Annotated in this window: 24 protein-coding genes; 14 read left to right on the plus strand and 10 right to left on the minus strand. The window is 70.3% G+C overall.

All coding sequences use genetic code 11. The features are described from left to right. Positions 1-152: 152 nt before the first annotated feature. The 4 genes from hypF to DDE23_RS21670 all read right to left on the minus strand — a co-directional run bounded on the left by hypF (position 153) and on the right by DDE23_RS21670 (position 6,463). Positions 153-2,351 carry a carbamoyltransferase HypF gene (gene hypF / locus DDE23_RS21655; protein WP_107750141.1) on the minus strand — a complete coding sequence of 733 codons (2,199 nt, stop codon included), beginning with the start codon at positions 2,349-2,351 and terminating at the stop codon, positions 153-155. A gap of 373 nt (positions 2,352-2,724) precedes the next feature. Continuing rightward, a complete protein-coding gene (locus DDE23_RS21660; RefSeq protein WP_107750140.1) occupies positions 2,725-4,152 on the minus strand; it encodes a nickel-dependent hydrogenase large subunit in 1,428 nt (475 codons plus the stop codon). Further along, positions 4,149-5,141, minus strand: a complete 993-nt coding sequence (locus tag DDE23_RS21665) for an NADH-quinone oxidoreductase subunit B family protein (protein ID WP_107750139.1) — start codon at positions 5,139-5,141, stop codon at positions 4,149-4,151. The genes DDE23_RS21660 and DDE23_RS21665 overlap by 4 nt, the downstream gene beginning before the upstream one ends. Then, positions 5,138-6,463 carry a sensor histidine kinase gene (locus DDE23_RS21670; RefSeq protein ID WP_107750138.1) on the minus strand — a complete coding sequence of 442 codons (1,326 nt, stop codon included), beginning with the start codon at positions 6,461-6,463 and terminating at the stop codon, positions 5,138-5,140. Before DDE23_RS21670 ends, DDE23_RS21665 begins: the two co-directional genes overlap by 4 nt. A gap of 224 nt (positions 6,464-6,687) precedes the next feature. On the opposite strand from DDE23_RS21670, the gene DDE23_RS21675 reads away from it, so the two are divergent. From DDE23_RS21675 to DDE23_RS21690, 4 genes are read left to right on the plus strand one after another with little or no spacing between them, the layout of a single operon-like run. Next, positions 6,688-7,545 carry an FAD binding domain-containing protein gene (locus DDE23_RS21675; protein ID WP_107750137.1) on the plus strand — a complete coding sequence of 286 codons (858 nt, stop codon included), beginning with the start codon at positions 6,688-6,690 and terminating at the stop codon, positions 7,543-7,545. Next, entirely contained in the window at positions 7,542-8,021 is a 480-nt protein-coding gene (locus tag DDE23_RS21680) for a (2Fe-2S)-binding protein (protein ID WP_107750136.1), read from the plus strand. Before DDE23_RS21675 ends, DDE23_RS21680 begins: the two co-directional genes overlap by 4 nt. After that, the gene (locus tag DDE23_RS21685) at positions 8,021-10,267 is read left to right on the plus strand and encodes a xanthine dehydrogenase family protein molybdopterin-binding subunit (protein WP_107750135.1); all 2,247 of its coding nucleotides are present in this window, start codon (positions 8,021-8,023) and stop codon (positions 10,265-10,267) included. The genes DDE23_RS21680 and DDE23_RS21685 overlap by 1 nt, the downstream gene beginning before the upstream one ends. After that, the gene (locus tag DDE23_RS21690; protein ID WP_107750134.1) at positions 10,267-10,512 is read left to right on the plus strand and encodes a MoaD/ThiS family protein; all 246 of its coding nucleotides are present in this window, start codon (positions 10,267-10,269) and stop codon (positions 10,510-10,512) included. Before DDE23_RS21685 ends, DDE23_RS21690 begins: the two co-directional genes overlap by 1 nt. A 24-nt stretch (positions 10,513-10,536) precedes the next feature. Here DDE23_RS21690 and DDE23_RS21695 read toward each other — a convergent pair whose 3' ends face one another. Continuing rightward, complete coding sequence (locus DDE23_RS21695; protein ID WP_107750133.1) at positions 10,537-11,085, minus strand: T4SS efffector SepA family protein; 549 nt, start codon at positions 11,083-11,085, stop codon at positions 10,537-10,539. A gap of 154 nt (positions 11,086-11,239) precedes the next feature. Here DDE23_RS21695 and DDE23_RS21700 point away from each other — a divergent pair, with 154 nt between their 5' ends. Continuing rightward, on the plus strand, positions 11,240-12,223 hold the full coding sequence (locus DDE23_RS21700) for an alpha/beta hydrolase (RefSeq protein WP_107750132.1): 984 nt from the start codon (positions 11,240-11,242) through the stop codon (positions 12,221-12,223). 76 nt (positions 12,224-12,299) lie between these two features. Here DDE23_RS21700 and DDE23_RS21705 read toward each other — a convergent pair whose 3' ends face one another. Continuing rightward, positions 12,300-12,566 carry a Txe/YoeB family addiction module toxin gene (locus tag DDE23_RS21705; protein WP_107750131.1) on the minus strand — a complete coding sequence of 89 codons (267 nt, stop codon included), beginning with the start codon at positions 12,564-12,566 and terminating at the stop codon, positions 12,300-12,302. After that, a complete protein-coding gene (locus DDE23_RS21710; protein ID WP_107750130.1) occupies positions 12,547-12,813 on the minus strand; it encodes a type II toxin-antitoxin system Phd/YefM family antitoxin in 267 nt (88 codons plus the stop codon). Before DDE23_RS21710 ends, DDE23_RS21705 begins: the two co-directional genes overlap by 20 nt. Before the next feature lie 458 nt (positions 12,814-13,271). On the opposite strand from DDE23_RS21710, the gene argC reads away from it, so the two are divergent. From argC to DDE23_RS21725, 3 genes are all read left to right on the plus strand, one after another. Next, entirely contained in the window at positions 13,272-14,249 is a 978-nt protein-coding gene (gene argC, locus DDE23_RS21715) for an N-acetyl-gamma-glutamyl-phosphate reductase (protein ID WP_107750129.1), read from the plus strand. A 109-nt stretch (positions 14,250-14,358) separates the two neighbouring features. Then, positions 14,359-14,850 carry an NUDIX domain-containing protein gene (locus tag DDE23_RS21720; protein ID WP_107750128.1) on the plus strand — a complete coding sequence of 164 codons (492 nt, stop codon included), beginning with the start codon at positions 14,359-14,361 and terminating at the stop codon, positions 14,848-14,850. Between the two features lie 18 nt (positions 14,851-14,868). Continuing rightward, the gene (locus DDE23_RS21725) at positions 14,869-15,615 is read left to right on the plus strand and encodes a sulfite exporter TauE/SafE family protein (RefSeq protein WP_107750127.1); all 747 of its coding nucleotides are present in this window, start codon (positions 14,869-14,871) and stop codon (positions 15,613-15,615) included. Between the two features lie 16 nt (positions 15,616-15,631). On the opposite strand, the gene ggpS is transcribed toward DDE23_RS21725, so the two are convergent. Next, positions 15,632-17,143, minus strand: a complete 1,512-nt coding sequence (ggpS, locus tag DDE23_RS21730) for a glucosylglycerol-phosphate synthase (RefSeq protein WP_107750126.1) — start codon at positions 17,141-17,143, stop codon at positions 15,632-15,634. A gap of 4 nt (positions 17,144-17,147) precedes the next feature. Then, a complete protein-coding gene (locus DDE23_RS21735; protein ID WP_238150084.1) occupies positions 17,148-17,933 on the minus strand; it encodes an HAD-IIB family hydrolase in 786 nt (261 codons plus the stop codon). 328 nt (positions 17,934-18,261) lie between these two features. On the opposite strand from DDE23_RS21735, the gene acuR reads away from it, so the two are divergent. The 6 genes from acuR (at position 18,262) to DDE23_RS21765 (ending at position 23,297) form a co-directional block, all read left to right on the plus strand. Continuing rightward, positions 18,262-18,903 carry an acrylate utilization transcriptional regulator AcuR gene (gene acuR, locus DDE23_RS21740; protein ID WP_238150085.1) on the plus strand — a complete coding sequence of 214 codons (642 nt, stop codon included), beginning with the start codon at positions 18,262-18,264 and terminating at the stop codon, positions 18,901-18,903. Then, entirely contained in the window at positions 18,900-19,892 is a 993-nt protein-coding gene (gene acuI, locus DDE23_RS21745; protein WP_107750123.1) for an acrylyl-CoA reductase (NADPH), read from the plus strand. The genes acuR and acuI overlap by 4 nt, the downstream gene beginning before the upstream one ends. A 174-nt stretch (positions 19,893-20,066) precedes the next feature. Next, a complete protein-coding gene (locus DDE23_RS21750) occupies positions 20,067-20,813 on the plus strand; it encodes a siderophore-interacting protein (protein WP_107750122.1) in 747 nt (248 codons plus the stop codon). A gap of 63 nt (positions 20,814-20,876) precedes the next feature. After that, positions 20,877-21,632, plus strand: coding sequence for a LamB/YcsF family protein (locus DDE23_RS21755; protein ID WP_107750121.1), 756 nt, complete (start codon positions 20,877-20,879; stop codon positions 21,630-21,632). Continuing rightward, positions 21,629-22,318 (plus strand): 5-oxoprolinase subunit B family protein, encoded by a 690-nt coding sequence (locus tag DDE23_RS21760; protein WP_202863306.1) that lies wholly within the window; start codon positions 21,629-21,631, stop codon positions 22,316-22,318. Before DDE23_RS21755 ends, DDE23_RS21760 begins: the two co-directional genes overlap by 4 nt. Continuing rightward, the gene (locus tag DDE23_RS21765) at positions 22,311-23,297 is read left to right on the plus strand and encodes a 5-oxoprolinase subunit C family protein (protein WP_107750120.1); all 987 of its coding nucleotides are present in this window, start codon (positions 22,311-22,313) and stop codon (positions 23,295-23,297) included. Before DDE23_RS21760 ends, DDE23_RS21765 begins: the two co-directional genes overlap by 8 nt. A 54-nt stretch (positions 23,298-23,351) precedes the next feature. Here DDE23_RS21765 and DDE23_RS21770 read toward each other — a convergent pair whose 3' ends face one another. Further along, a complete protein-coding gene (locus DDE23_RS21770; RefSeq protein ID WP_133239604.1) occupies positions 23,352-24,005 on the minus strand; it encodes a PAS domain-containing protein in 654 nt (217 codons plus the stop codon). Positions 24,006-24,022 lie beyond the last annotated feature (17 nt).

Below are 24,022 nucleotides of genomic sequence, written 5' to 3' on the forward strand. Positions count from 1 at the left end.
AGGATGAATGCATGCGACGGTATTCGCATGGAAAAGCGGCAGTCTTTGCCCCGGTCGGGAAAGTGCTGCGGGGTCAGGGGGTTGCGCAGGTGTTTGCGCTCACAACAAAAGTCGCTGGCGGAAAGGGCGCGGTCAGGCTGGCCCGGGGCTGGTCAGGCGCTTTCCAGCCGCGCCAGCGCGACCAGCGCCTGGCCGAAGGCAAGCCCGCCGTCATTGGCGGGCGCCTCGCGCGGCAGGCAAAGGCTGTAGCCGTCGAGCGCGGCGCAGGTCGCCTCCAGCAGCCCCGCGTTCTGGAAGCAACCGCCCGAGAGGGCGATGGTGCGGGTTCCGGCCTCGTCGGCGATGCGCCGCGTGGCGTCGGCGATGGCGAGGGCGAGCCCGTTCTGGAAGCGGGCAGCGATGAGGGCGGGCGGCGTGTCGGGCAGGTCGCGGGCGATCTGCGGAAAGAGCGAGGCGAGGTCCAGCCCGAAAGCATAGCCCGGCGCGTCCGGGTACTGCGCGGCAAGCGCCTCCAGCGCCATTGCCGCCTCGCCCTCGTAGCTGAGCCGCGCCGGCGCGATCCCCAGCATCGCCGCCACCGCATCGAAGAGCCGCCCGGCCGAGCTGCTGAGCGGCGCGTTGAGGCCCCCGGCGGCGGCCCGGCGGAGCATCGCCCGCGGCTGGTCGGGGAACAGCCGGTCGGCCAGATCGGACAGCCCCGCCTGATCCAGCCGCATCAGCGCGTTCCGCCAGGGCTCCCGTTGCGCGAGGTCGCCGCCAGGCAAGGGCGCGGGCGCCAGATGCGCGGCGCGGCGGACCCGGGCGTAATCCCCCAGCAGGATTTCGCCGCCCCAGAGTGTCCCGTCCTCGCCCAGCCCCAGCCCGTCGAGGATCACGCCCACCGCACTCCCGCCCCGCCACCCTGCCTCGCCCAGCGCCGCGGCCATATGGGCGTGGTGGTGCTGGACGCGGATCAGGGGCACGCCAAGGGTTTCCGCCCGCTCCGCCCCATGGCGCGAGGCGCGGAAATCGGGGTGCAGGTCCACGGCGATGGCCTTCGGGCGGTGGGCGAAAAGCGCCGCGTAATCGGCATCGGCCTTGAGGAATTCGCCGAGCGTCAGCGCGTCGTCGAGGTCACCCAGATGGTGCGACAGCAGCGCGCGGCCGTTCTTGGTCAGGCAGATCGCGGCCTTGAGTTGCCCGCCATAGGCCGTGACCGGCGTGTCCGGCAGGCCCCGTGGCAGCGCCAGCGTGCCGGGCGTCCGGCCCCGGGCCCGACGCAGGACCATGCGGCCCTGAGTGGTGAGCCGTTCGACGCCATCGTCAAGGCGGCGGGCGATGTCGCGGTCGTGCATGAGGAAGGCATCGGCGAAGGCGGCCAGCTTTTCGCGCGCCTCCGCGTTGCCGATCACCTGCGGCTCGCCCGTGAGGTTGCCCGAGGTCATGACCAGCGGCCGCCCGGTGGCGTCCAGCAGCAGGTGGTGAAGGGGCGTGTAGGGCAGCATCCAGCCGAGGGTGGCCTGCCCGGGGGCCAGCGCCCCCGGCAGGGTGCCGCGATGGGGCAGCAGGACGATGGGCGCGGCGGGATCGGCGAGCAGCGCCTCGGCGTCGGGCGTGAGCGTCGCGTGGGCGTGGATCAGGGCCAGCGGCGCCATCAGGGCCAGCGGCTTGGTCGGGCGGTGCTTGCGGGCGCGCAGCGTGGCGATGGCCTGCGCGTTGGTCGCATCGCAGGCGAGGTGGAAGCCGCCGAGGCCCTTGATCGCCAGGATTTCACCGGCAAGCAGGCGTCGGGCGGCCTCGGTAATCGGGTCCTCGGCGGCAGGCTCCAGCCACAGCCGCGGCCCGCACTCCGGGCAGGCCACAGGCTGGGCATGGAAGCGACGATCGGCGGGATCCTCGTATTCCGCCCGGCACGCGGCGCAGAGCGGGAAGGGCGCCATGGTGGTCTGGGCGCGGTCATAGGGCAGACCCGTGAGGATGGTGAAGCGCGGCCCGCAATGCGTGCAATTGGTGAAGGCATAGCCCCGCCGGCGCCCCGGCTCGCGGACCTCGGCGGCACAGGCCCCGCAGGTGGCGGCGTCCGGTGTGACGGCGGTCTCGGCACCCTTCGGGCCCGAGGCCTCGATGGTGAAATCGCGGGCACGGACCTCGGCCTCGCTGCTCTCGACGGCATCGACCCGCGCAAGGGGCGGCGCCTCGGCCCTGAGCGCGGCCTCGAAGGCGTCGAGCCCGGGGCCCTCGGCGAGGATCAGCACGCCCTCGGCATCGTTCCGGACGCTGCCGGTGATGCCCAAGCGTTCGGCCAATTGCCAGACGAAGGGCCGGAAGCCCACGCCCTGCACCTGGCCCCTGACGCGGATGCGGCGGCCCATCAGGGGCTTGGTCCCGGGGCGGCAGGATGGTGCGTGCAAGCACGCACCCTACCGGGCGAAACCTGACGCGGGCGCGATGCGCAGATTGCGCATCCTACGGGTGCTTCGATCGAGGCGTGGGTGCCCGTGGCAGACCCCGGGGGATTTTCCATCCCCCGGACCCCCTGGAGGATATTTAGAGAACGAAGATGGTCAAGAGCATGCGGCCCCGCCAGTGCCCCCCCTTCCCAATCACTTTGCCCAAAATACGCCCGGGGGGTCCGGGGGGCGGCGCGCCCCCGGGGCCTGCCCCAAGCGCCAAGGCCGGGGCGGCCCGGGCGCGCGGGGTGGGCGGGTGGGAGCGTGCCCGGGCCGCTTTGCGCCAGCCCCCCCATCAATGCACCGTGCAGACCATGCAGGGGTCGAAACTGCGGACGATGTGCTGGACCGAGAGGGGCGTCTCCTCGCCCTCCTCCACCCGCGCGCCGACCAGCGCGGCTTCCAGCGCGCCGGGCACCCCCGCGCCGTCGCGGGGCGAGAAGTTCCAGGTGGTCGGCGCCACGATCTGATAGCCGGCGATGCGGTGGTTCTCGATGCTCAGCCAATGGCCCAACCCGCCGCGCGCGGCCTCGACCAGCCCCACGCCCTCGCCGTGGCGGGGCAGTTCGAAGGGATCGAGGAAGCGGGCGCCCGGGTCCAGCGCCTGCGCCCAATCCTCGAGCAAAAGCTGGGTCCGGGCGATTTCCAGGAGCCGCGCGGCGACGCGGGCGCGGACCCCGCGCTCGGCCGCCAGCGCCAGCGCCAAGGGATGTCCGTCGACGGCTTGCCGGGCCAAGGCGCCGACCTCGACCACCTGCCCCGCCAGCCGCGGCGCCTTGCACCAGGAATAGGCGGCCGGGCGCATGTCCTCGTCGGGCACCGTGTGGCCCCGGGCGGGATGCGCGGTCTCGCCCAGCATCCAGGCGTGGCTCAGATCCTCGGTCACCTGCGCCGGATCGAAGGGACTGAGCCCCCCGTCCGCCAGCACGCCCGGACGCGAGGCGCGGCCGCCCTCCAGCGGATAGGCGCCGTAGGACAGATAGCGGCCGGGCCCCTGCCCCATGCCCGCCAGCCCCAGATCGCGGGCGATGCGCAGGAAGAGGCCGGCATCGCCCGATGACCACGCCTCAAGCTCCGAAAGCGTCGCAAGCGCCGCGAAATCCTCGACCGGCGCGGCGAAGATCGTCTCCTCCAGCGCCCGGCGGAAGCTGCGCAGCGTGGCAATGATCCGCACCCGGTCGCGGGCATCGGGCGCCTTGGTCACGCCGCCGGGCTGGATGGCCAGCGTATGCGGCCATTTGCCGCCCAGAATGCCGGCGATGTGCAGAAGGCGCGCCCTCGCCTCGACCAACCGCCGGGCGGCCGAGCCCTGCATGGCGGTGAAGCGGGTCACCGCCGCCTCGTGCCAGTCGCGGCCCTGATAGGCCGGGCGGGCGAAATCGGGCATGAAGAAGAGGGCGAAATGGGTGACGTGATCGGCGAGATTCTCGACCCCGTGCAGGATCGCCGCCGCCAGCGCCCCCTGTGGCGTGGGCTTGGCCCCCGCGGCGTCGGCCAGGGCCAGCGCGGCGGCGGCCGACTGGCTGACCGAGCAGATGCCGCAGATCCGCGGCGTGATGGTCAGCGCGTCGCGCGGGTCCTTGCCCAGCAGCATCATCTCGAAGCCGCGAAACAGGGGCGAATTGACCCGCGCCTCGGCCACCTGTCCGCCGCGGACCGTCAGCGAGACTTCCAGATCCCCCTCGACCCGGTTGAAGGGCCCGACCAGCAGCTGCCGCGTCACGAGCGCGGCGCCTTCTGGCCCGGCGGGACGCGGATGCGGTCCGAAACGGCGTTGACGCCGATGCGCTTGGGCGTGGCGGCCTTGGACAGCGAGGCCAGGGCCATGAACCAGGCCTTCGGCATGTCCGACGGCAGGCCCACCGGGATCCCGGCGATGGTCGGCGTCTCGGTGAACGGGTGGCGGGGTTCCTCGAATTCGGGGCTGGTGCAGGCGATGCAGGGATAGCCCGCCCGGGTGCACGACCCCTCGCCGTTCCAGGCCCGGATGTTGCAATCGCCCACGGCTTGCGTGCCGACGCAGCCCAGATGCTCCATCATGCAGCCCAGTTGCGAGAGTTCCCGGGCGCTGGCCTTGTATTCGTAGAATTCGTTCTTGGTGCAGGCGTGGTGCACCAGATGGTCGGCATAAAGCCGGGGCCGCCCGTAATCGTCGAGATCGGCCTCGCCCAGCCGCCCCTCGGCCAGCAAGAGCAGGGTTTCCGAGACCCAGCCGGGATGCGTCGGACAACCGGCGATGTTGATCACCGCCCGCCCCGAGCGCGCGCGGAAACTGGGGTCGAGCGCCCCGCCCGCCAGCTGCCCCTCGTATTGCAGGCCCACGGCGCCCGTGGGGTTGCCCCCCGCCGAGGTCATGCCGCCATAGGCCGCGCAGGTGCCGACCGCCACCACGTCGCGGGCCATGGGCGCGAGGCTGCGCACCCAATCGAGCATCGAGCGCCCGGTGCCCGACAGCATGTGATAGCGCCCGGTGCCCTTGGGGCCGGTGGCGATGGAGCCCTCGACCGCCAGCACGTCCAGCGCCTGCTCGCCGCGCTCGATCGCCTCCAGCAGGCGGCGGACCTCGGCGCCGGTGGCTTCCGAAAAGGACGGATGCCAGAGGAACTCGATCCCGCCATCGGCCAGCAGGTCAAAGACATTCGGGTCCTCGGCGCAGAGGAGCGACATGGTGCACCCCCCGCAGCCCGCCGATTGCAGCCAGAGCACGTTCATGGATCTTCCTCCAGCGGCAAGTCGAGCCGGAAACAGGCGCCCGAGGCCCCGGGCACGGCGCAGAGTGCCAGCCGCCCGCCGTGTTCCTCGGCGATCTTGTGGCTGATGGACAGGCCGAGGCCCGTCCCCTGCCCCACGGGTTTGGTGGTGAAGAACGGATCGAAGATCGAGGTCGCCTGCGCCTCGGGCACACCGGGGCCGTTGTCGCTGACGGAGAGGATGGCGCTTTGGCCCTGACGCTCCACATGGATGGTCAGGCGCGCGTCGGGCTGGCCCTTCATCGCGTCCATCGCGTTCTGCACCAGATTCATGACGATCTGCTGGATATGGCCGGGCACGCCCCGCACCATCAGGCTGGGCAGCCCGGTGAACTGCGCCTCGATCCCGCTTTTCGAGCCGCGCTCGACCCAGCGGGCGGCGATGCGGGCGGTGTCGACCAGATCGAAGGCCACCCGCTCGCCGGTGCCCGAGGCCGAGAGGCGGCGCAGGTCGGCCACGATGTCGCGCACCCGTTCGGCCCCGTCGCGGGCGCCGTGGATCGCGTCGCGCAGGTTCTTCAGGTCGCGTTCCAGCTTCAGCTCGCCGCGCAGCGCCACCAGCTCCTCGCGCGGCGCGCCCGCCTGCACCCTTTCGAAATAGGTTTCGAACCGGCTGACGTAGCGGTCCAGCGCATGGGTCGAGGCATAGACGAAGCTGATCGGGTTGTTGAGTTCATGCGCGACCCCGGCCAGCAGGCGGCCGAGGGAGGCGAGCTTCTCGTTCCGCACCAGCTGGATCTGCGCCTCTTTCAACTGCCGGTGGCTGGCTTCGAGTTCCGAATAGGCGCGGCGCAGTTCGGCCAGCGGTCGGCCGATCAGCACCGCACCGATCAGGCGGCCCCGGTCGTTCACCCGAGCCGAGAGCGCGATGTCGAAGGGTGCCGGCCCCTCGGGCGTCAGGACATTCGCCTCGAAGCGGGCGGCGCTGCGCTGCAATCTCAGCTCGGCCAGGGCTGCGTCGAGACGCGCGGCGCCCTCGGCGTCGAACACATCGCTCAGGCGCAGGCCGGCCAGATCGGCCGGGTCGCGGCGCACGGCGGCGGCGAAGGAGGCGCTGGCTTCCTCGATCCGCGCGTCGCGGCCCAGCACCACCATGATGTCGTTGACCGCCTCGAGGATCGAGGCGATGAACTGCCGCTGGGTCTGCAATTCCTGGTTCTGGCGTTCCAGCAGGGCGTGGTGGCTGGCGAGTTCCGCATAGGTCTTGTCATAGGCGGCCAAGACGCTCAGCCACGCATCGTCGGAAAACTCGCCGTCCCGGTGCCGATCTGTCGAGGTGCTCATCCGACCCATCCCATAGGGGCAGGATAGACTTTTGCCCGCCGGGGTGAAAGCCGTTTGATGACGGGGGTTTGGCGGTCCGGGCGATCACGCGCCTGCCGGTTCGGAAGCCTTGGTGGTCGCGTGCTGACCAGCCGCCGACGCGGCGGAAGCCTATGAAGGGGTATCGACAGCGCCGCTCAACGGAGTACGTTCTGGCGCAACCCAGTTGGCGAACAGGAGGCCCGATGCGCTACCACGCCCCGGCAACATTCGAGGAAGCGGTGAGCATTGCCGCGGGTGCGTCCGGTGTGACGCGCTTTCTGGCGGGAGGGACCGATGTTCTGGTCCAGCTCCGCTCGGGCCTCGTCACCCCCGACGATCTGATCGACCTGAAGAAGATCCCCGGCACCGGGGATATCACCCGGCTTGAGGATGGCGGCTGGCGGATCGGCGTCGCCGTCTCGGGCGCCGAACTCGGCGCGCATCAGGCGCTGGTGGCCGACTGGCCCGGCGTGGTCGAGGGGATGGAGCTGGTCGGCTCGACCCAGGTACAGGGCCGGGCGACGCTGACCGGGAACCTGTGCAACGGCTCGCCGGCGGCGGATTCGGTGCCGGGGCTGGTCGCGGCCGGTGCGAACGTCACCGTGCAAGGCCCGAAGGGCACGCGCGACATCGCGGTCGAGGCGATCCCGGCGGGGCCGGGCAAGACGACGCTCGCACCGGGTGAGATCATCACCGCCATCACCCTGCCGCCCCGCGGCAAGCACGCGGGCGACGCCTATCTGCGCTTCATCCCGCGCACGGAAATGGACATCGCCGTGGTCGGTTGCGCCGTCTCGCTGGTGCGCGATGGCGACCGCGTGGTCAGCGCCCGCGTCGCGCTGGGCGCCGTGGCGCCGACCGTTCTGCTGGTCGACGCATGCGCCAAGGCCATCGAGGGCACGACGCTGGACGAGGCGGCGCTGGCGGCGCTGACCAGGGCCGCCGAGGCCGCGGCGAAGCCGATCAGCGACAAGCGCGGGACCAAGGAATTCCGCATCGAAGTGGCGGGCGTGCTGGCCCGCCGCGCTGCCGTCATCGCCTATGAGAGGGCCGGGAAATGAGCCGTATCCATGTCACCGCGAACGTGAACGGCGATGAGGTCGAATTCCTCGCCGATCCGCGCGAAACGCTGCTCGATTGCCTGCGCGACCATCTGGGGCTGACGGGGTCCAAGGAAGGCTGCGGCACGGGCGATTGCGGGGCCTGCTCGGTCACGCTGAACGGGCGGCTGGTGTCGTCCTGTCTGGTCCTGGGCGTCGAGGCGCAGGGCGCCGAGATCGCCACCATCGAAGGCATGGCAAAGGACGGCGATCTGCACCCGCTGCAGCGCAAGTTCGTGGAACACGCGGCGCTGCAATGCGGCTTCTGCACCCCGGGTTTCCTGGTGGCGGCGAAAGCGCTGCTGGAGAGGAACCCCGACCCGACCGAGACCGAGATCCGGTTCTGGCTCGCGGGGAACCTCTGCCGCTGCACCGGCTATGACAAGATCATCCGCGCCGTTCAGGACGCGGCGGCGGAAATGCGGGGGGCTGCGTGATGGCGAAGGACGAGATCACCAAGGGTTACACCTGGATCGGCACCACGCCGGACCGCCCGGACGGTCTGGACAAGGTGACGGGCCGCGCGCGCTATGGCGCGGATTTCAGCCTGCCGAACATGCTGCACGGCGCGGTCGTCCGCTCGCCCCATGCCCATGCGCGGATCGTGAAGATCGACGCGACCAAGGCGCTGGCGCTGACCGGCGTCAAGGCGGTGGTGACGCGGGCCGATCTGCCGACCGGGCTGACCGGCGAGGACCTGTACCTGCAGGAAAACACGCTGGCCGGGGAGAAGGCCCTCTATGACGGACACGCGGTGGCGGCGGTGGCGGCGACCACGGCGCTGATCGCCCAGGACGCGGCGAAGCTGATCGAGGTCGAATACGAGGTCCTGCCGCATGTGACCGATGTCGATGAGGCGATGAAGCCCGATGCGCCGGTCATCCTGCCCGGCTGCGCCGACCATTCGGTGCCCGAGGGCTCGGCCCCGAACGTCGCGCGCTACATCGACTTCGGGCGCGGCGATCTGGACGCGGGCTTTGCCGAGGCCGACGTGGTGCGTTCCGCCCATTACACGACCGAGGCCACGCATCAGGGCTATATCGAGCCCCATGCCGCCGTGGGCCAGATGGGCGCCGACGGCAAGGGCGAGATGTGGGTCTGCACCCAGGGCCAGTGGTACATCCGCAAGATGTGCTCGGCCGTCCTCGGCACCGACCCCGCGCAACTGCGCGTGACGCCCTCGGAAATCGGCGGCGGCTTCGGCGGCAAGACGACGATCTTCATGGAACCCCTGCCGCTGGCGCTGTCGAAGAAGGCGGGCGGCCGGCCGGTCAAGATGGTCATGACCCGGGCCGAGGTGCTGCGGGCGACCGGCCCCACGGCGTCCGCGTCCATGGACGTGAAGATGGGGATGAAGAAGGACGGCACGATCACCGCCGCCCGCGTCGATTTCCGCATGCAGGGCGGGCCCTTCCCCGGTGCCTCGCCGGTGGGTGAGGCGCTGTCCTGCGCCTTCGCCTGCTACGACATTCCGAACCTTGGCCATCACGGGTGGGAGGTTCTGGCCAACCGCCCGAAATGCGCCGCCTACCGCGCCCCGGGCTCGCCCATGGCGGCCTATGCGGTGGAAAGCATGGTGGATGAACTCTGCCGCGAACTCGGCCTCGACCCGATCGAGGTGCGGCTGAAGAACGGCGTGAAAGAGGGCACCCGCGCCTCTTTCGGGCCGAAATACAAGCGCATCGGTCTGGTCGAGACGCTGGAAGCCGCCAAGGCCCATCCCAACTATGCCGTGGAACTCGGCCCCAATCAGGGCCGGGGCGTCGCGTCGGGCTTCTGGTTCAACCATGGCGGCGAGACCTCGGTCTCGATGGCGATCACCGAGGACGGCACCGCGCAGGTCTCGGTCGGCACGCCGGATATCGGCGGCTCGCGCGCCTCGATCGCGCTGATGGCGGCGGAAACGCTGGGCATTCCCTACGAAAACGTCCGGGTGAACATCGTCGAAACCGGCGCTTTGGGCGTGAACGAGCCGACCCATGGCTCGCGTGCGACCTTCGCCAGCGGCAAGGCGATGTGGGAAGCGGCGCAGGGCGCCATCAAGGAGATGTGCAAGCGCGCGGCCCAGAAATGGGACATCGACCCCGAGGCGGTCACCTGGAAGGACGGCGCCGCCCATCCCGCGGGCGAGAACGCCGGCAAGTTCGAGCCGATGACCATCAAGGAAATCGCTGCCGAGATGGGCAAGACCGGCGGTCCGATCTCGGGCCACCACGAATCGACACCTTCGGGCGCCGGGCCGTCCTTCGGGACGCATGTGGTGGACGTGGAGGTCGATCCCGAGACCGGCCACACCAAGGTCCTGCGCTATCTGGTGGTGCAGGATGCGGGCACGGCCATTCACCCGGCCTATGTCGAGGGTCAGTACCAGGGCGGCGCCGCGCAGGGCATCGGCTGGGCGCTGAACGAGGCCTATATCTATGGCCAGGACGGGCGGTTGCAGAACCCGATCTTCCTGGACTACCGGATGCCGGTGGCCTCGGACCTGCCGATGATCGACACGGTGATCGTCGAGGTGCCGAACCCGGGCCATCCCTTCGGCGTGCGGGGCGTGGGCGAGACGGGCATCACGCCGCCGCTGCCGGCGCTGGCCAATGCGATCCACGCGGCGACGGGGGCGCGGCTGCGCAAGCTGCCGATGAACCCGCCCGCGGTGCTGGCGGCGATCCGGGCGAAAGGCTGATGGTCGAGGTCAACCTCTGGTCCGGGCTGCGCAAGTTCACCGACGGCGCCGAGGTGGTCGAGGTCGAGGCCAAGACCGTGGGTCAGGTCCTGGACGCGCTGATCGAGGCGCATCCGGGGCTGGGCCCGGTGATCGAGGCGGGCGTGTCGGTCGCCGTCGACGGCGAGGTGGTGACGGGCGGGCGCCAGATGCCCGTGGCCCCCGACAGCGAAGTCTTCCTGATGCAGCAGATCAAGGGGGGGTGAGGGCCGCCCCCTCCGCCTCGCCCGTCAGGCGGCGCGATATTCGAGACGACCGCGCTCGCCCGGACGATAGGCCTCGTCCTTCGAGCGCCATTCGAACTCGGCGGTGAAATCGACCTTCAGGCTCCGCGCGCAGCGGAACACGATCTTCACCGCGTCTTCGGCAGAGACGCCCTGATACGAAAACCCGTTCCCCGTTACAAATTTGTACCCGTCATCGGATTTCTGCCCCGAGACGACATTGGCACCCGACACTCGGCGAAGTTCGGCAATGGAGCCCACCTGTTTCATCGCCGCCACCAATGCAAGGCGCAGGATCGCATCCCAAGTCATCTTGTCGGGCTGCACCCCATCAAAGGCCCCGCTCAGAAACTTGGTGTGAGCCAAAGGGGGCAAGGTGTCGTGGAAATAAATCGTGACATCAGGCGCTTGGTTCGGAGCGGAGGGGCGGCGGGCCGCGAGGCTTTCGAAAGCGTCCATGACGCGGGTGAAGACCGTGGCAGGCGTGTCCACAAACGGGACCGCGATCTTTTGCAGGCGCGCGAAATCCAGGTCGGTAATTTCAATGGTTGGCATCCTTACCTCCGCCGTCAGGATTCTCCATATATCCCTTTTTTCATATTTTCATATATCCGTCAATCCCTGAATCCACGATCCGCTCCCCTCGCCCACCCGCTTTGCCCCTCCTGCTCCGACCCGTTACCTTTCCCGGGGAATCACGGAGGACCTCATGCGCGACGCCGACACCGCCCCCGGGCCACAGACGACCAGCCGCCGGGGCGGCCTGATCCACCCCCTTCTCGCTACCCTGCTGCTGCCGACGCTGGCGCTGGCCGATCCGGTGCAGATCCCCGGTCCGGCGGGGCCGCTGGAGGCCGAGCGCGTCGCCGTGCCCGGCGCGGCCCATGCGCTGGTCATCATCCCGGGCTCGGGCCCCACCGACCGCGACGGCAATTCGCCGGGGCTGGGCATGGGCAGCGACACGCTGCGTCTGCTGGCCGAGGGGCTGGTGGCCGGGGGGATCGCCTCGCTCCGCATCGACAAGCGCGGGTTTTATGGCAGCGAGGGCGCCATCGCCGACCCCAATGACGTGACCATCGCCGCCTATGCCGAAGACGCCCGCGCCTGGGTCGCGGAGGCCGCAACCCTCGCGCCCTGCGTCTGGCTGGCCGGGCATTCCGAGGGCGGGCTGGTGGCGCTTGCCGCCGCGCAGGAACCGCCCGAGGCGCTCTGCGGGCTGATCCTGCTGGCCGCCCCGGGGCGGCCCCTGGGGCGGATCATGATGGAACAGGTCGAGGCCAACCCGGCCAATGCGCCGATCCTGGAGGAAATGCGCGGCCTGATCGAGGGGCTGGAAGCCGGAGAGACCCGCGATCCGGCGACCGTCTCGGCCCCCTTGCAGGCGCTCTTCACCGCGGGGCAGCAGCGCTACATGATGGACCTCTTCGCCCATGACCCGGCGGCGCTGGCCACGGGCTGGGACGGCCCGGCGCTGATCGTGCAGGGCGACCGGGATATCCAGATCTCGACCGGCGACGCCGACCTGCTGGCCGAGGCTATGCCGCAGGCCCGGCGCCTGCCGCTGCCGGGTGGCACGCATCTGTTGAAGGAGGACGTCCCGGACCAGCCCTATGCCACGTACCTGGACCCGAGCCTGCCCCTGCATCCGGCGCTGGTGCCGGGGATCGTGACGTTTGTGGACGGGGTGGAATGAGGGAGCGGCGGTTGCCGGACGCGACAGAACACGCCGGAACCGGAGCACTGGGCGGGAAGCCGAGGCAGCTTGCCCGTCAATAGTGATAGCGGCACTGGGCTATTTCCAGGGTCGGCTCTCGCCCGCTTCCCGACACCCGGTAGACCAATCTGTCACTCTGGGTGATCCGCCGGGACCACCAGCCGCTCAGATCGCCCTTCAGGGGCTCCGGCTTTCCCGTCCCCTTGAAAGGCGTGCGCGACGCCTCGTCTAACAACGCGTTCAGGCGTTCACAGACCTTGGCATCGCTGTTGCGCCAGTGGTGGTAATCCTGCCAGGCGCCGTCAGAGAAGATCAGCGTCATCGTTCAGAGTTCGCTCCATCCCGCGCCCGGCGTCCAGCTGGGCGATGGAGTCCCGCAGGCGCCGGGCGTTAGCCGGAGAGGTCAGCAGGTAGAGCGTTTCCTGAATCGCATCCCATTCTTCCTTCCCGACGACCACCACCGCCTCCTTGCCCGCACGGGTAATCACGGTTTCGGTCTTGTCGTGGATCGCATGATCCAAGACGGATTTGAGATGCTTGCGCGCCTCCGTGTGGCTGACGATGTTCATAGCGTGCTTCGTGCTTCGCACGACAAGCAGTACAGAATTCTGTACATTTCAACTGGCAGCCGCTCGATCTGCTACCCCGTATCGTGCCCCCTGCCGCAGGGCCCTCCCCTCGGAACGTCGCCATGACACGGCGCACTCAGACCCCCTCCATGGCGAGCCCCCCTGTTGCCCCCTCGCCCCTGACCATCCCCACACCCCCCGCGCCCCGCCAATACGCTTGACAGAACCCCTCGCCGCCGCCATGCCTGCGCGCATGTTCAAGAACCAGACCCTGTTTGATCGACGCCGAATCCGCCCCAAGACGGCGGCTCTTCGGGTTGCGCGTCGGCCAGCGGTTTCTGGCGTGGTTGCCTGCCTTTCATAGGCACCCCGGACGAAGCCCCTCCGATCCGCGTTCCTGAACCCCCGCAGCCCTCGGCTCCGGGGGCTTTCCCTGTCCCGAACCAAGGAAGATCCTCATGAGCATTCGCACCGGCATCGTCGGCATCAGCGGTTTTGGCGGCGGTGAAGCGCTGCGCCTGATCGCCGGCCACCCCTCGTTCGACCTTGTCTACGCCGCGGGCGACGGCAGCGCCGGCGCGCGCCTGATCGACCGCTTCCCGGGCGTGCCGCGCGCGCTGGCCGATCTCGTGATCCGGAAATGGGATCCCGAGGCGCTGCCCGAGCTTGACCTGCTCTTCGCCTCGCTGCCCACCGGCCGGTCGGCCGACGCCCTGGCCCGCGTTCCGGCCAGCGTGAAGATCGTCGATATCGGCGGCGATCACCGCCATGTCGCGGGCTGGACCTATGGGCTGGCCGATGTCTGGCCCGAGCGGATCGCGGGGCAGAGCCGCGTCGCCAACCCGGGCTGCTTTCCGGTGGCGACCCTGACCGCGCTGGCGCCCCTGCTGGCGGCCGGGCTGATCGACCCGGCCAACATCGTGATCGACGCCAAGACCGGCATTTCCGGCGCCGGGCGGGGTGGTGGCGACGGCCGTTTCGGCTTTGCCGAGACCAACGAGACCCTGATCCCCTACGGCCTGCTCCATCATGTCCATATGCCCGAAATGGAAACGACCATCGCCCAACTGGGCCGGGGCAGCGCCGCGGGGCTGGTGTTCACGCCGCATCTGGTGCCGATGACCCGGGGCCTTTTGGTCACGACCTACGCCCGCGGCCGGGCCACGACCGGGGAATGCCTTGCGGCGGCGCGGGCCTTCTATGCCGAGCGGCCCTTCGTCCGGGTGACCGACCAGCCGCCGCAGAGCAAATGGGCGAGCGGCTCGAACCTCGCCTTCGTCAGCTATGCCGCGGATCCCGCGCGCAATCTGGTGATGGCGCTGGGGGTGGTGGACAACCTCGGCAAGGGGGCGGCGGGCCATGCGGTGCAGAACGCGAACCTGATGGTCGGCCTGCCCGAGACCGCGGGGCTGGAGGGCGCGCCGCTCTGGCCGTGAGGCCCGGCGCCGGACCCGCCGCCTGCCGGGGCTCGGGCGGCGGGACCTCCACACCCCGGCTTGAGGCCCCGCGTCGAAGGGCGTATCGCTGGCGGCGAGGGAGGCCTTCATGAGTTTCGCAGACAGTTACCTCGGGCAGATCAGGGCTCTGGTGGGTCACCGGCCGCTGCTGGTGATCGGCGTGCGGGTGGTGATCGAGGATGCGGCGGGCCGCGTCCTGATCCTGCGGCGGCAGGATACCGGCGACTGGGGGCTGCCCGCGGGCGCCATGGAACTGGGGGAATCGCTGGCCGAGGCGATGCGGCGCGAGGTGCGGGAAGAGACGGACCTGAACCTCGGCGAGATCGAGATCTTCGGCATCTCGTCGGACCCCGCGACCGAATGCTTCACCTATCCCAACGGCGATCAGGTGCAGGGCGTCTCGATCCTGGCCCATGCCAGCGCGCCGGGCGGCACGCCTGCCTCGAACGACGGCGAGGCCGCGGGCTTTCGCTTCGTCGACCCGGTGGGGATCCCGGCCGAGGATTTCACCCGGCCGGAATACCCTTCGCTTCAGGCCTTCCTGCGCTGGCGCGAGACCGGCCGCTTCCAGTTCTTCTGACAGAAAGGCCGCTGCCCCATGGATGCGTTCCTCGGATTGAGCCCGCTTGCGCTGGCCTTCATGGCCCTGGTGGTCTTTGCCTCGGCCTTCATGCGGGGCTATTCCGGCTTTGGCTATCCGGTGCTGGTGGTGGCGGCCGGGGCCTTCGTCACCAACCCGCTGGCGCTGGTGCCGATGGCGGTGCTGGGCGATCTGGTGCTCTGCCTGCAACATGGCCGCGCCGCCTGGCCGGACATCCACTGGCCGACCGCCTGGCGGCTGTCGCTGGGCGCATTGCTGGGGCTGCTGCCGGGGCTGTTGATCCTGCCGCATGTCGACGAGGCGACGGCCCGGATCGCCATTTCGGGGATCGTGCTGCTGGCGTCGCTGGTGATGCTGCGGGGCTGGGTGCTGCCGCCCGGCGCGGGCAAGGGCGCGACGCTGGGCATGGGCGTGGTCTCGGGGCTGGTGGCACCGGCCGGGGTGGCGGGACCGCCCGCGGTGATGGTCACCGCCGCGCTGGGGCTGTCGCCCCTGGTGTTCCGGGCGACGCTCTTGGCCTATTTCGTCCTGCTCGACGGCATGACCTTCGTGCAATTCGGGCTGGCCGGGAAGATCGACACGGCGGTCCTGATCGCCACCGCCGCGTCGGTCCCCTTCGTGGTCATCGGCAGCTGGTGGGGCGCAAGGCTGGCCGTCGGCGCCGATCCGGCCCGCTTTCGCCGCATCACCATCGGCGTGCTGATGGCGATGGCGGCGATCGGCCTGATCCGGGCGCTGGTCTGACAGCGCCCGGAACCGGTCAGGCGGCCGATTTGGCGGTCGCCGGCTCGCGCGGCTGCACCTCGTCGCCGAAGGCCTGCATCTGGTCGTCGGCCCAGAAGCGGACGTCGCGGCGGCGGACACTCTCGCGGTTGGCCTTCATGCGGCCGCGGCGTTCCTCTTCCGGCATGGCCAGAGCGTATTGGATCGCCGTGTCCATCGACTTGTGCGAGAAGGGGTTGGTGTGCACGGCCGAGGCCAGCTCGACCGCAGCCCCGGCGAATTCCGACAGCACCAGCACCCCGTCGCCATCGCCCCGCGCGGCGCAGAATTCCTTGCACACCAGGTTCATCCCGTCCGCCAGCGGCGTGATCCAGGCCACATCCGCCGCCTGATAATAGGCGACCAGCTCGGTGAACGGCACCGGGCGCGAGATCAGCGCCACCGGCTGCCAGTCGAAACTGCCGAAGCGGCCGTTGATCTTGCCCGCCAGCGCCTCCAGATCGCGCTGGATTTCCTCGTAGGCGGTCATGTTGGCATTGGCCGCGACCGAGACATGCATGAGCCGCACCTTGCCGCGCAGATCGGGGCGCGCTTCCAGCAGGCGTTCGAAGCTCTGCAGCTGCTCGATCCCGCCCTTGGTATAATCGGTACGCCCGACCGACAGGATCAGCCGCCGGTCGCGCATCTGCTGGCGGATCCGCGCCAGGCGCTCGGCCGTCTCGTCGCTGGCCGCGACCTTGCCGATATAGCCGGCATCGACCCCGACCGGACTGGCCTGCAGGCGCACCACGCGGCCCTGATAGCCGATCTCGGTCACCACGCTCTGCTCCGACAGTGCCGTGGTTTCCGCCGAGAATTCGGCCGAGACCTTCTCGCGCTTCAGCGTCTCCACCTCCAGCAGCGAGCGCGCGGCCGAGACGAAATTGTTGGCGTAGCGCGGGATGTGGAAGCCCACGACATCGCAGGTCAGCAGGCTTTCCAGGATTTCCTTGCGCCAGGGCAGCACGTTGAACAGATCGGCGTTCGGGAACGGCGTGTGGTGGAAGAAGCTGATCTTCACATCCGGGCGCAGGGTGCGCAGATAGCCCGGCACCAGCCAGAGGTTGTAGTCGTGGATCCAGACCACGGCCCCCTCGGCGGCTTCGGCGGCGGCGGCCTCGGCGAAGGCCCAGTTCACCTCGCGGAAGGTCGGCCAGTCGACGGGGTCGTAATTGTAGCGCTCCTTGAAGCCGTGCAGGATCGGCCAGAAGGCCTCTTTCGACGAGACATGGTAAAAGCTCGTCACCTGCTCGGGCGTCAGCGGCAGGCGCGAGACGGTGTAATGGCCGTATTGGTCGTCGATCTCGACCACCCGCTCGAAGTCGGGGTTCGAGGGGTCGTCGGCGTGTTTCCAGGCGATCCAGGCGCCCTTGTCGACCCGGCCGAAGAAGCTTTTCAGCGTCGGCACGATGCCGTTGGGGCTGCGGTTCTCGCGGAATTCGATCTTTCCGTCGATCTCGACTTCTTCATAGGGCTGGCGGTGATAGACGATGACGAGGTTCGAGGGCATGAGGTCAGGCTCCGTTCGGCAGGGCGTGAAGGTCAAAGGCGGCGACGGCTTCGAGGATGCCGGCGGCGCCGGGGGCGCGGGCGTGATGGACGGTCCTTACTCCGGCAAGGGCGCGGGTCAGGGCCGGTTCCGACTTGCCCACCGCCACGGCGGGCAGGCCCGAGGCCAGCATGCTGAGGTCGTTCAGCGTGTCCCCGGCGCAGAGGACGCGGTCCTCGGGGATGCCCAGATGCGCCACAAGGCGGCGGATCGACGGCCCCTTGGAGATGCCTTTCGGCAGCACGTCGAAGAAACGGTCGTCCGAGACCAGCCAGTCGAGGCCCAGCGCCTCGACCTTGGCCTGGGCCGAGGGGTTGAAGGCCTGGGCGTCGAGGTCATAGCTCACCCGGTAGCGGAAGGGCGTTGGTTGCAGGCTGAGGCCCGGATGTCCGGCAAGCGCCTCGCGGACCCGGGGACCGCTGTCGGCCCAGGCGGCGGCGATCTCGGCCTCCAGTCCCGGCAGCGGCGCGATGCCGTTGGCGGTCACCTCGGCGATGGTCGTGCCGACATCGCCCACCACGTATTCGGGCCAGGGCAGCCCCTGCTCGCGGCACATCGACAGGATGAACGCCGGGTCGCGGCCGGTGACGAAGATCAGGCCGATCGAGGCGCGGTTGGCCTCGATCCAGCCATAGAGCCGGGCGCGGTCGGCGTCGCTGCCGCCGAGGAAGGTTCCGTCAAGATCGGTCGCCAGCGTGAATCGGCGCGCGGCGATCGGGGGAAGAGAGGAGTGCAAATCTGGCGCAAGCACGGGTGATGGGGCCTCCTGCTGGGGGAGCCTGCAAAGGTCGATCCGGTTGTCAGATGCGCGCCCAGTTTGCCCCGGGTCGGGGCGATGCGGCGGGGGCAGAACACGCAGGCAGCGCGTCGCGCGGGGGGAAGCGCAGGCAAAAGGCCCGCTCGGATCCGCCGCCGGACCCTTCCTCTAGACTAGGGCAATCGCCCCCCAGTGCAACCCGCAATTGCTGCATTGCGGCGTCAACCATTGAAAAACAAGCATAAAAAATGCCTTTCGGGCCAATTTCCGGCCTCGGTTCAGCGGGGTTGATTTTACATACCTTACGGTCTAATAAATGCCCATGACGACCTCACCCGCCCCCCGCCGCCGTGGCCGCCCGCCGCTTGAACCCGCCGATCAGGCGGCGCGTCAGGCGCTGATCCGGGCCGGGCTGCGGCATCTGACCGAATTCGGCTATGGCGCGGCGGCGCTGGATCAGATCCTTGCGGCGGCCGGGGTGACGAAGGGCTCGTTCTACCACCATTTCCCCTCGAAAGCGGCCTTTGGCGCCGCGCTGATCGAGGCCTATGGCGCGTATTTCCGCAGCCTGCTGGCCCGCTCGCTGGAGCGCGGCGATCTTTTGCCGCTCGACCGCCTTGCCGCCTTCGCGGCCGAGGTCGAGGCCGGGATGGCGGCGCATGACTACCGGCGCGGCTGTCTGGTCGGCAATCTGGGACAGGAAGTCACCGCCCTGCCCGGAGATTTCCGCGAGCGGTTGCAGGCGGTGCTGGCGCTCTGGCAGCAGGACACCGCCCGTTGCCTGCGCGCGGCGCAGGAGGCGGGGCAGATCGACCCCTGCGAAGACCCCGAGGCCCTGGCCGCGCTGTTCTGGATCGGCTGGGAGGGGGCGGTGATGCGCGCCCGGCTCGACCATGGCCCGGCGCCCCTGCGCCTATTCATCGCCGCATTCCTGCGGCTCGTCACCCGGAAGGAACCCTCATGACCCGTGCCATCCTGATCGACAAGACCGACGACGGCCAGAGCGCCAGCCTGACCGACGTCACCCTGCCCGCGCTGGAGGACGGCCAGGTCGCGGTCGAGGTCGCCTGGTCGACGCTGAACTACAAGGATGCGCTGGCGCTGACCGGCGCGGCGCCCGTGGTGCGCAGCTTTCCGATGGTGCCGGGCATCGACCTCAGCGGCATCGTCCGCGAAAGCCGCGCGCCCTCGTTGCAACCCGGTGACCGGGTGGTGCTGAATGGCTGGGGCGTGGGCGAGAAGCACTGGGGCGGGCTGGGCGAACGCGCGCATCTGAGCGCCGACTGGCTGGTGAAACTGCCGGACGGGATCAGCCTGAAGCAGGCGATGGCGATCGGCACCGCCGGGTATACCGCCATGCTCTGCGTCATGGCCTTGGAGGCGCATGGCCTGACACCCGCCTCGGGCGAGGTGGTGGTGACCGGCGCCTCGGGCGGGGTCGGCAGCGTGGCGGTGGCCCTGCTCGCGGCGCGCGGCTACCGGGTGGCGGCCGTCACCGGGCGGATGGCCGAGGCCGGGTATCTGACCGGGCTGGGGGCGAATTCGGTCCTGGACCGGGCGGAACTGACCGGCACGCCGCGCGCTCTGGGCAAGGAGCGTTGGGCGGGCGCGGTCGATGTGGCGGGCGGCGTGGTGCTGGCCAATGTCCTGTCGATGATGGCCTATCGCGGCGTCGTGGCGGCCTGCGGTCTGGCGGGCGGGCGCGACCTGCCGACCACCGTCACTCCCTTCATCCTGCGCGGCGTGACGCTGGCCGGTGTCGACAGCGTCATGTGCCCGCTGCCCGACCGGCTGACCGCCTGGCAGCGGCTGGCGCAGGAACTGGACATGAGCAAGCTCGAGGCCATGGTGACCGAGGTGCCGCTGGCCGAGGTGCCCGCCGTGGCGCCGCGCTTTCTGGACGGTCAGGTCCGCGGCCGGATCGTGGTGCCGGTCAACCCGGCGCTCGGCTGATCGCGCGCACAACGGGTGATGAACGGCTGGTCGCCGGGCGCGCGAGGGTTTATCTCCGGCTGCGACGGGCGGCGCCTTGCCGCCCTGCGCCAGCCACCCGGTCCGGTCAGGATCGCGGGAGCCGACAGCCCCTCTCGCGTCCCGGGATCCGCCCGGGCCCTCAAGGACATGACCATGGAACCGATCATCACCCGCCACCGTCACGAGATCCGGCGCCGTCAGCTGACCGTGCACTCGGTCAGCGAACTGACCCCGCACATGATCCGCATCGTGCTGGAAGGCGAGGATCTGGCCGATTTCACCAGCCTCGCCCCCGACGACCACCTGAAACTGCTGCTCGACACCGGGGCCGAGGCGCCCGAGATGCGCGACTACACGCCGCGCAGCTATGACAATGCCGCCCGCCGTCTGGTGGTGGATTTCGCCGTCCATGACGCGGGTCCGGCCACCGCCTGGGCGCTGGGCGCGGCCAAGGGCGACACGATCACCGTGGCGGGGCCGCGGGGCTCGGCCGTGGTGGCGCCGGTCTTCGACTGGTATCTGCTGATCGCCGACGAGACCGGCCTGCCCGCCATGGGCCGCTGGGTCGAGGAACTGCCCGCCGGGGTGCAGGTGGTGACGCTGGGCGCCGTCCCCGGCGCGGCCGACGAGCAGCTCTTCCAGAGTGCCGCCAGCCACCGCGCCCATTGGGTCCATCGCCCGGTGAGCGAGGCCGCCGACCCGGCGCCGCTGCTCGACGCCGCCCGGGCGCTCAGCCTGCCCGAGGGCAAGGGCTTCGTCTGGATCGCCGCCGAGGCCAGGGTGGCCCGCGCGCTGCGCGACCATATCGAGGGCGAAAAGGGGCATCCCAAGGGCTGGATCAAGGCGGCGGGCTATTGGATCCTGGGCGAGGCCGACGCCAGCGACAAGGCGCTCGACTGACCGCAAGCCCTTGACGCGGCGGGGTTTTGGCGATTGGTTGGCGGGCAGGATCGGGGGAATACCATGAAGATCGACCTCAATTCCGACCTGGGCGAAAGTTTCGGCCCCTGGTCGATGGGTGACGACGCGGCGATGCTGGATGTCGTCACCTCGGCCAATATCGCCTGCGGCGGGCATGCCAGCGATCCCGAGACGATGTTCACCACGCTCAGGACCGCGGCGGCCAAGGGCGTCGTGATCGGTGCCCATCCGGGCTATGCCGACCGCGAGGGCTTCGGCCGCCGGGTCATCCCCATGGCCCCGGCCGAGCTGGGCCGCATGGTCGCGGCGCAGGTCGGCGCGCTGGTCGGTGTCGCGGCGCTGGCCGGGGCGAGGGTGCGCTATGTCAAACCGCATGGCGCGCTCTCGAACCACGCGGCCGACGACCGGGCGGCGGCGGATGCCATCGTCGCGGCGGTCAGGGCGCTGCCCGGCGATCTGGCCTTCCTCGCCATCTCGGGGACCGAGCTGGAGCTGGCCGCGCGGGCCGCGGGCATCCCCGTCTTCGCCGAGATCTTCGCCGACCGCGGCTATCTGCCGAACGGCCGCCTCGTGCCGCGCTCGCAGCCGGGCGCGATGATCCATGACCCGGCCGAGGCGGCGGAGCGCCTGCTGCGCTTCCTCGATACCGGGCGCATGGCGGTGGTGGGCGGCGATCCGATCCCGCTGCAGGCGGCCTCGATCTGCGTGCATGGCGACAGCCCCGGCGCCGTCGCCATGGCGCGCGAGGTCCGGGCGCGGCTCAGCGCAGCGGGCGTGAGCCTCGCGAGCTTCCTGTGACCGCGCCCCGTTTCACCCCGGTGGCCGACCATGCGCTGCTGGTCGAATTCGCCCGGGCGCTGGACGATGCCGCCCATGCCGCCGTGCTGCGGCTGGACGCGGCCCTGACCGCCGCGCCCTGCCCCGGGATCCGCGAATGGGTGCCCGCCTTCGTCAACCTGCTGGTCGAATTCGACCCCGCCGTGACCGATCACGCAACGGTCGAGGCGCAGGTCACCGGCCTGCTGGATCAGGCGGCGGCGCCTGACCATACCCCTGTCACCCATGAGGTCGGCGTCTGTTACGAGGCGCCTTTCGCCCGCGATCTGGCGGCGGTGGCGGAGAAGACCGGCCTGTCGCAGGACGCCGTGATCGCCGCGCATCTGGCGGGCGATTACCGGGTGTACCTCTACGGTTTCGCGCCGGGCTACGCCTATATGGCCGGGGTGCCGCCGGAGTTGCGACTGGACCGCAAGACGGCGCCGGTGCGGGGCATCGCCGCGGGCTCGGTGATCGTGGCGGGTGCGCAATGCCTCATCACCACGCTGACCATGCCGACCGGCTGGTGGATCCTCGGCCGCTCGCCGGTCAAGGTACTGACCGGCGACGAGGACCGGCCGTTCCTCTTCGGCGTCGGCGACCGGGTGCGGTTCCGCCGCCTGTCGCTGGCCGAGTTCGAGGCCGAGAACGGGGCATCCCATGGCTGAGGCGGTTTTCCGGGTGGTGCAGGCGGGGCCGCTGGTCAGCGTGCAGGATGGCGGGCGGCCGGGGATGATGCGCTTCGGCGTCCCGGCCTCGGGCGGGATGGACCGCAAGGCGCTGGCGCTGGCCAATCTGGCTTTGGGCCGGCCCGAGGGCTCGCCGGTGATCGAGGTCTCGCTGGGCGGGCTGACGCTGGAATGCCTCTCGGGCCGGGTCAGCCTCGCCGTGACCGGCGGCGCCTTCCTGGTCGAGACGGGCGTGGTCGGGGCGGGCGTGGTCGGGGCGGGCGGGCGCAAGACCGGATCGTGGCAGGTGCTGACCATCGAGGCGGGCGAAAGGCTGGTCATCCGCCGCGGGCATTGGGGCGCCTGGGCCTATCTGGCCTTTGCCGGGACCTTGCAGGCCCCGCGCTGGCTGGGAAGCGCGGCAACGCTGGCGTCGTCGAACCTGGGCGGCGGGGTGCTGAAGGCCGGCCAGGACTGGGTCGTGGCCGCGGCAGAGGTCGTGCCGCCGCGCGACCTGCCCCGCCCGGTCAGCGCCCGCCCCCGCCACAGCCTGCACGTGGTCATGGGCCCGCAGGCCCATTGCTTCGCGCCCGAGGCGCTGGAGGCTTTCGCCGCGGGCCCGTGGGTCCTGACGCCGCAGGGCGACCGGATGGGCGTGCGGCTGAAGGGCCCGGCGCTGGCACTGGGGGACGCGCTGTCGATCCCCTCCGAACCAATTGTCCGGGGCTCGGTGCAGGTGGCGGGCGACGGGGTGCCCGTGGTGCTGCTGGCCGATCACCAGACGACCGGCGGCTATCCCAAGATTGCCACCGTGCTGGACGACGACCTCGATGCCTTTGCCCAGCTGCGGCCGGGGGACGGGGTCGCCTTCACGCCGATCAGCGCCGAGGAGGCCGCGGCCCTCGGCCGCTTCCGCGCCGAACGCTGGGCCGAGTACAAGGCGCGGATGCGGGAGAGGATGGGCGAGGCGGTCGGCTGACAGCCGCGGCGGCGCAGGCACCGGCCTGCCCTCCCCCGGGGGCCTGTCGCGGCTTCAGCCCTCGCCGTTCCCGGCCATCGCCGGCGTGCGGGCATTGGTGCCCAGCAGCGCGCCCAGATCCTCGATCGCCTGCGAGGCGCGGCGGCCGGCCTCTTCCAGCGCGCGGGCCAGATCCTCGGCCCCGTCGCCCTCCAGCGGGCCGTGGCGCAATTGCTCGGCGCCGCTGGTCGACAGATCCGCCACCGCCGCCAGCACGCGGAAAGCCTCGGTCAGCTGGCGCTGTGCAAGGACGCCCGGATGCGGCGCCGCCAGCGGCGCGCCGTCAAGCGGGGCGCCAAGCCGGGTCGACAGCACCAGCAGCGAATGCACCGCCCCGTCGCGCCATTCCAGCGGCAGGATCTCGATTTCCCAGGCGCTGCGGGCGCCCTCGGTCCGGAAGGTGCCGACGAATTCGCAGGCCTTGCCGGCAAAGCCCACCTCGACCGCGGCCTTGGCGGCGGCGCGATCCTCGCCTTCCCAGAACTCGACCCAGAGCTGGCCGCAGACATCCTCGCGCGTGGTGTCGAGCAGGTCGAGTCCCCGGCGGTTGATCGTGGTCACCTGCCCGTCGCGGTCGATCACCTTGGCGCAGACATCCGAGCGCTGCATCAGCAGGCCCACGACCGTGGACAGCGCTTCGGCACCGATTGCATCCTGAGCCGGTGTCACGCACGCCCCCTGACAGG

Origin of the sequence: Pararhodobacter aggregans, assembly GCF_003075525.1 — a bacterium.
Taxonomy (GTDB): domain Bacteria; phylum Pseudomonadota; class Alphaproteobacteria; order Rhodobacterales; family Rhodobacteraceae; genus Pararhodobacter; species Pararhodobacter aggregans.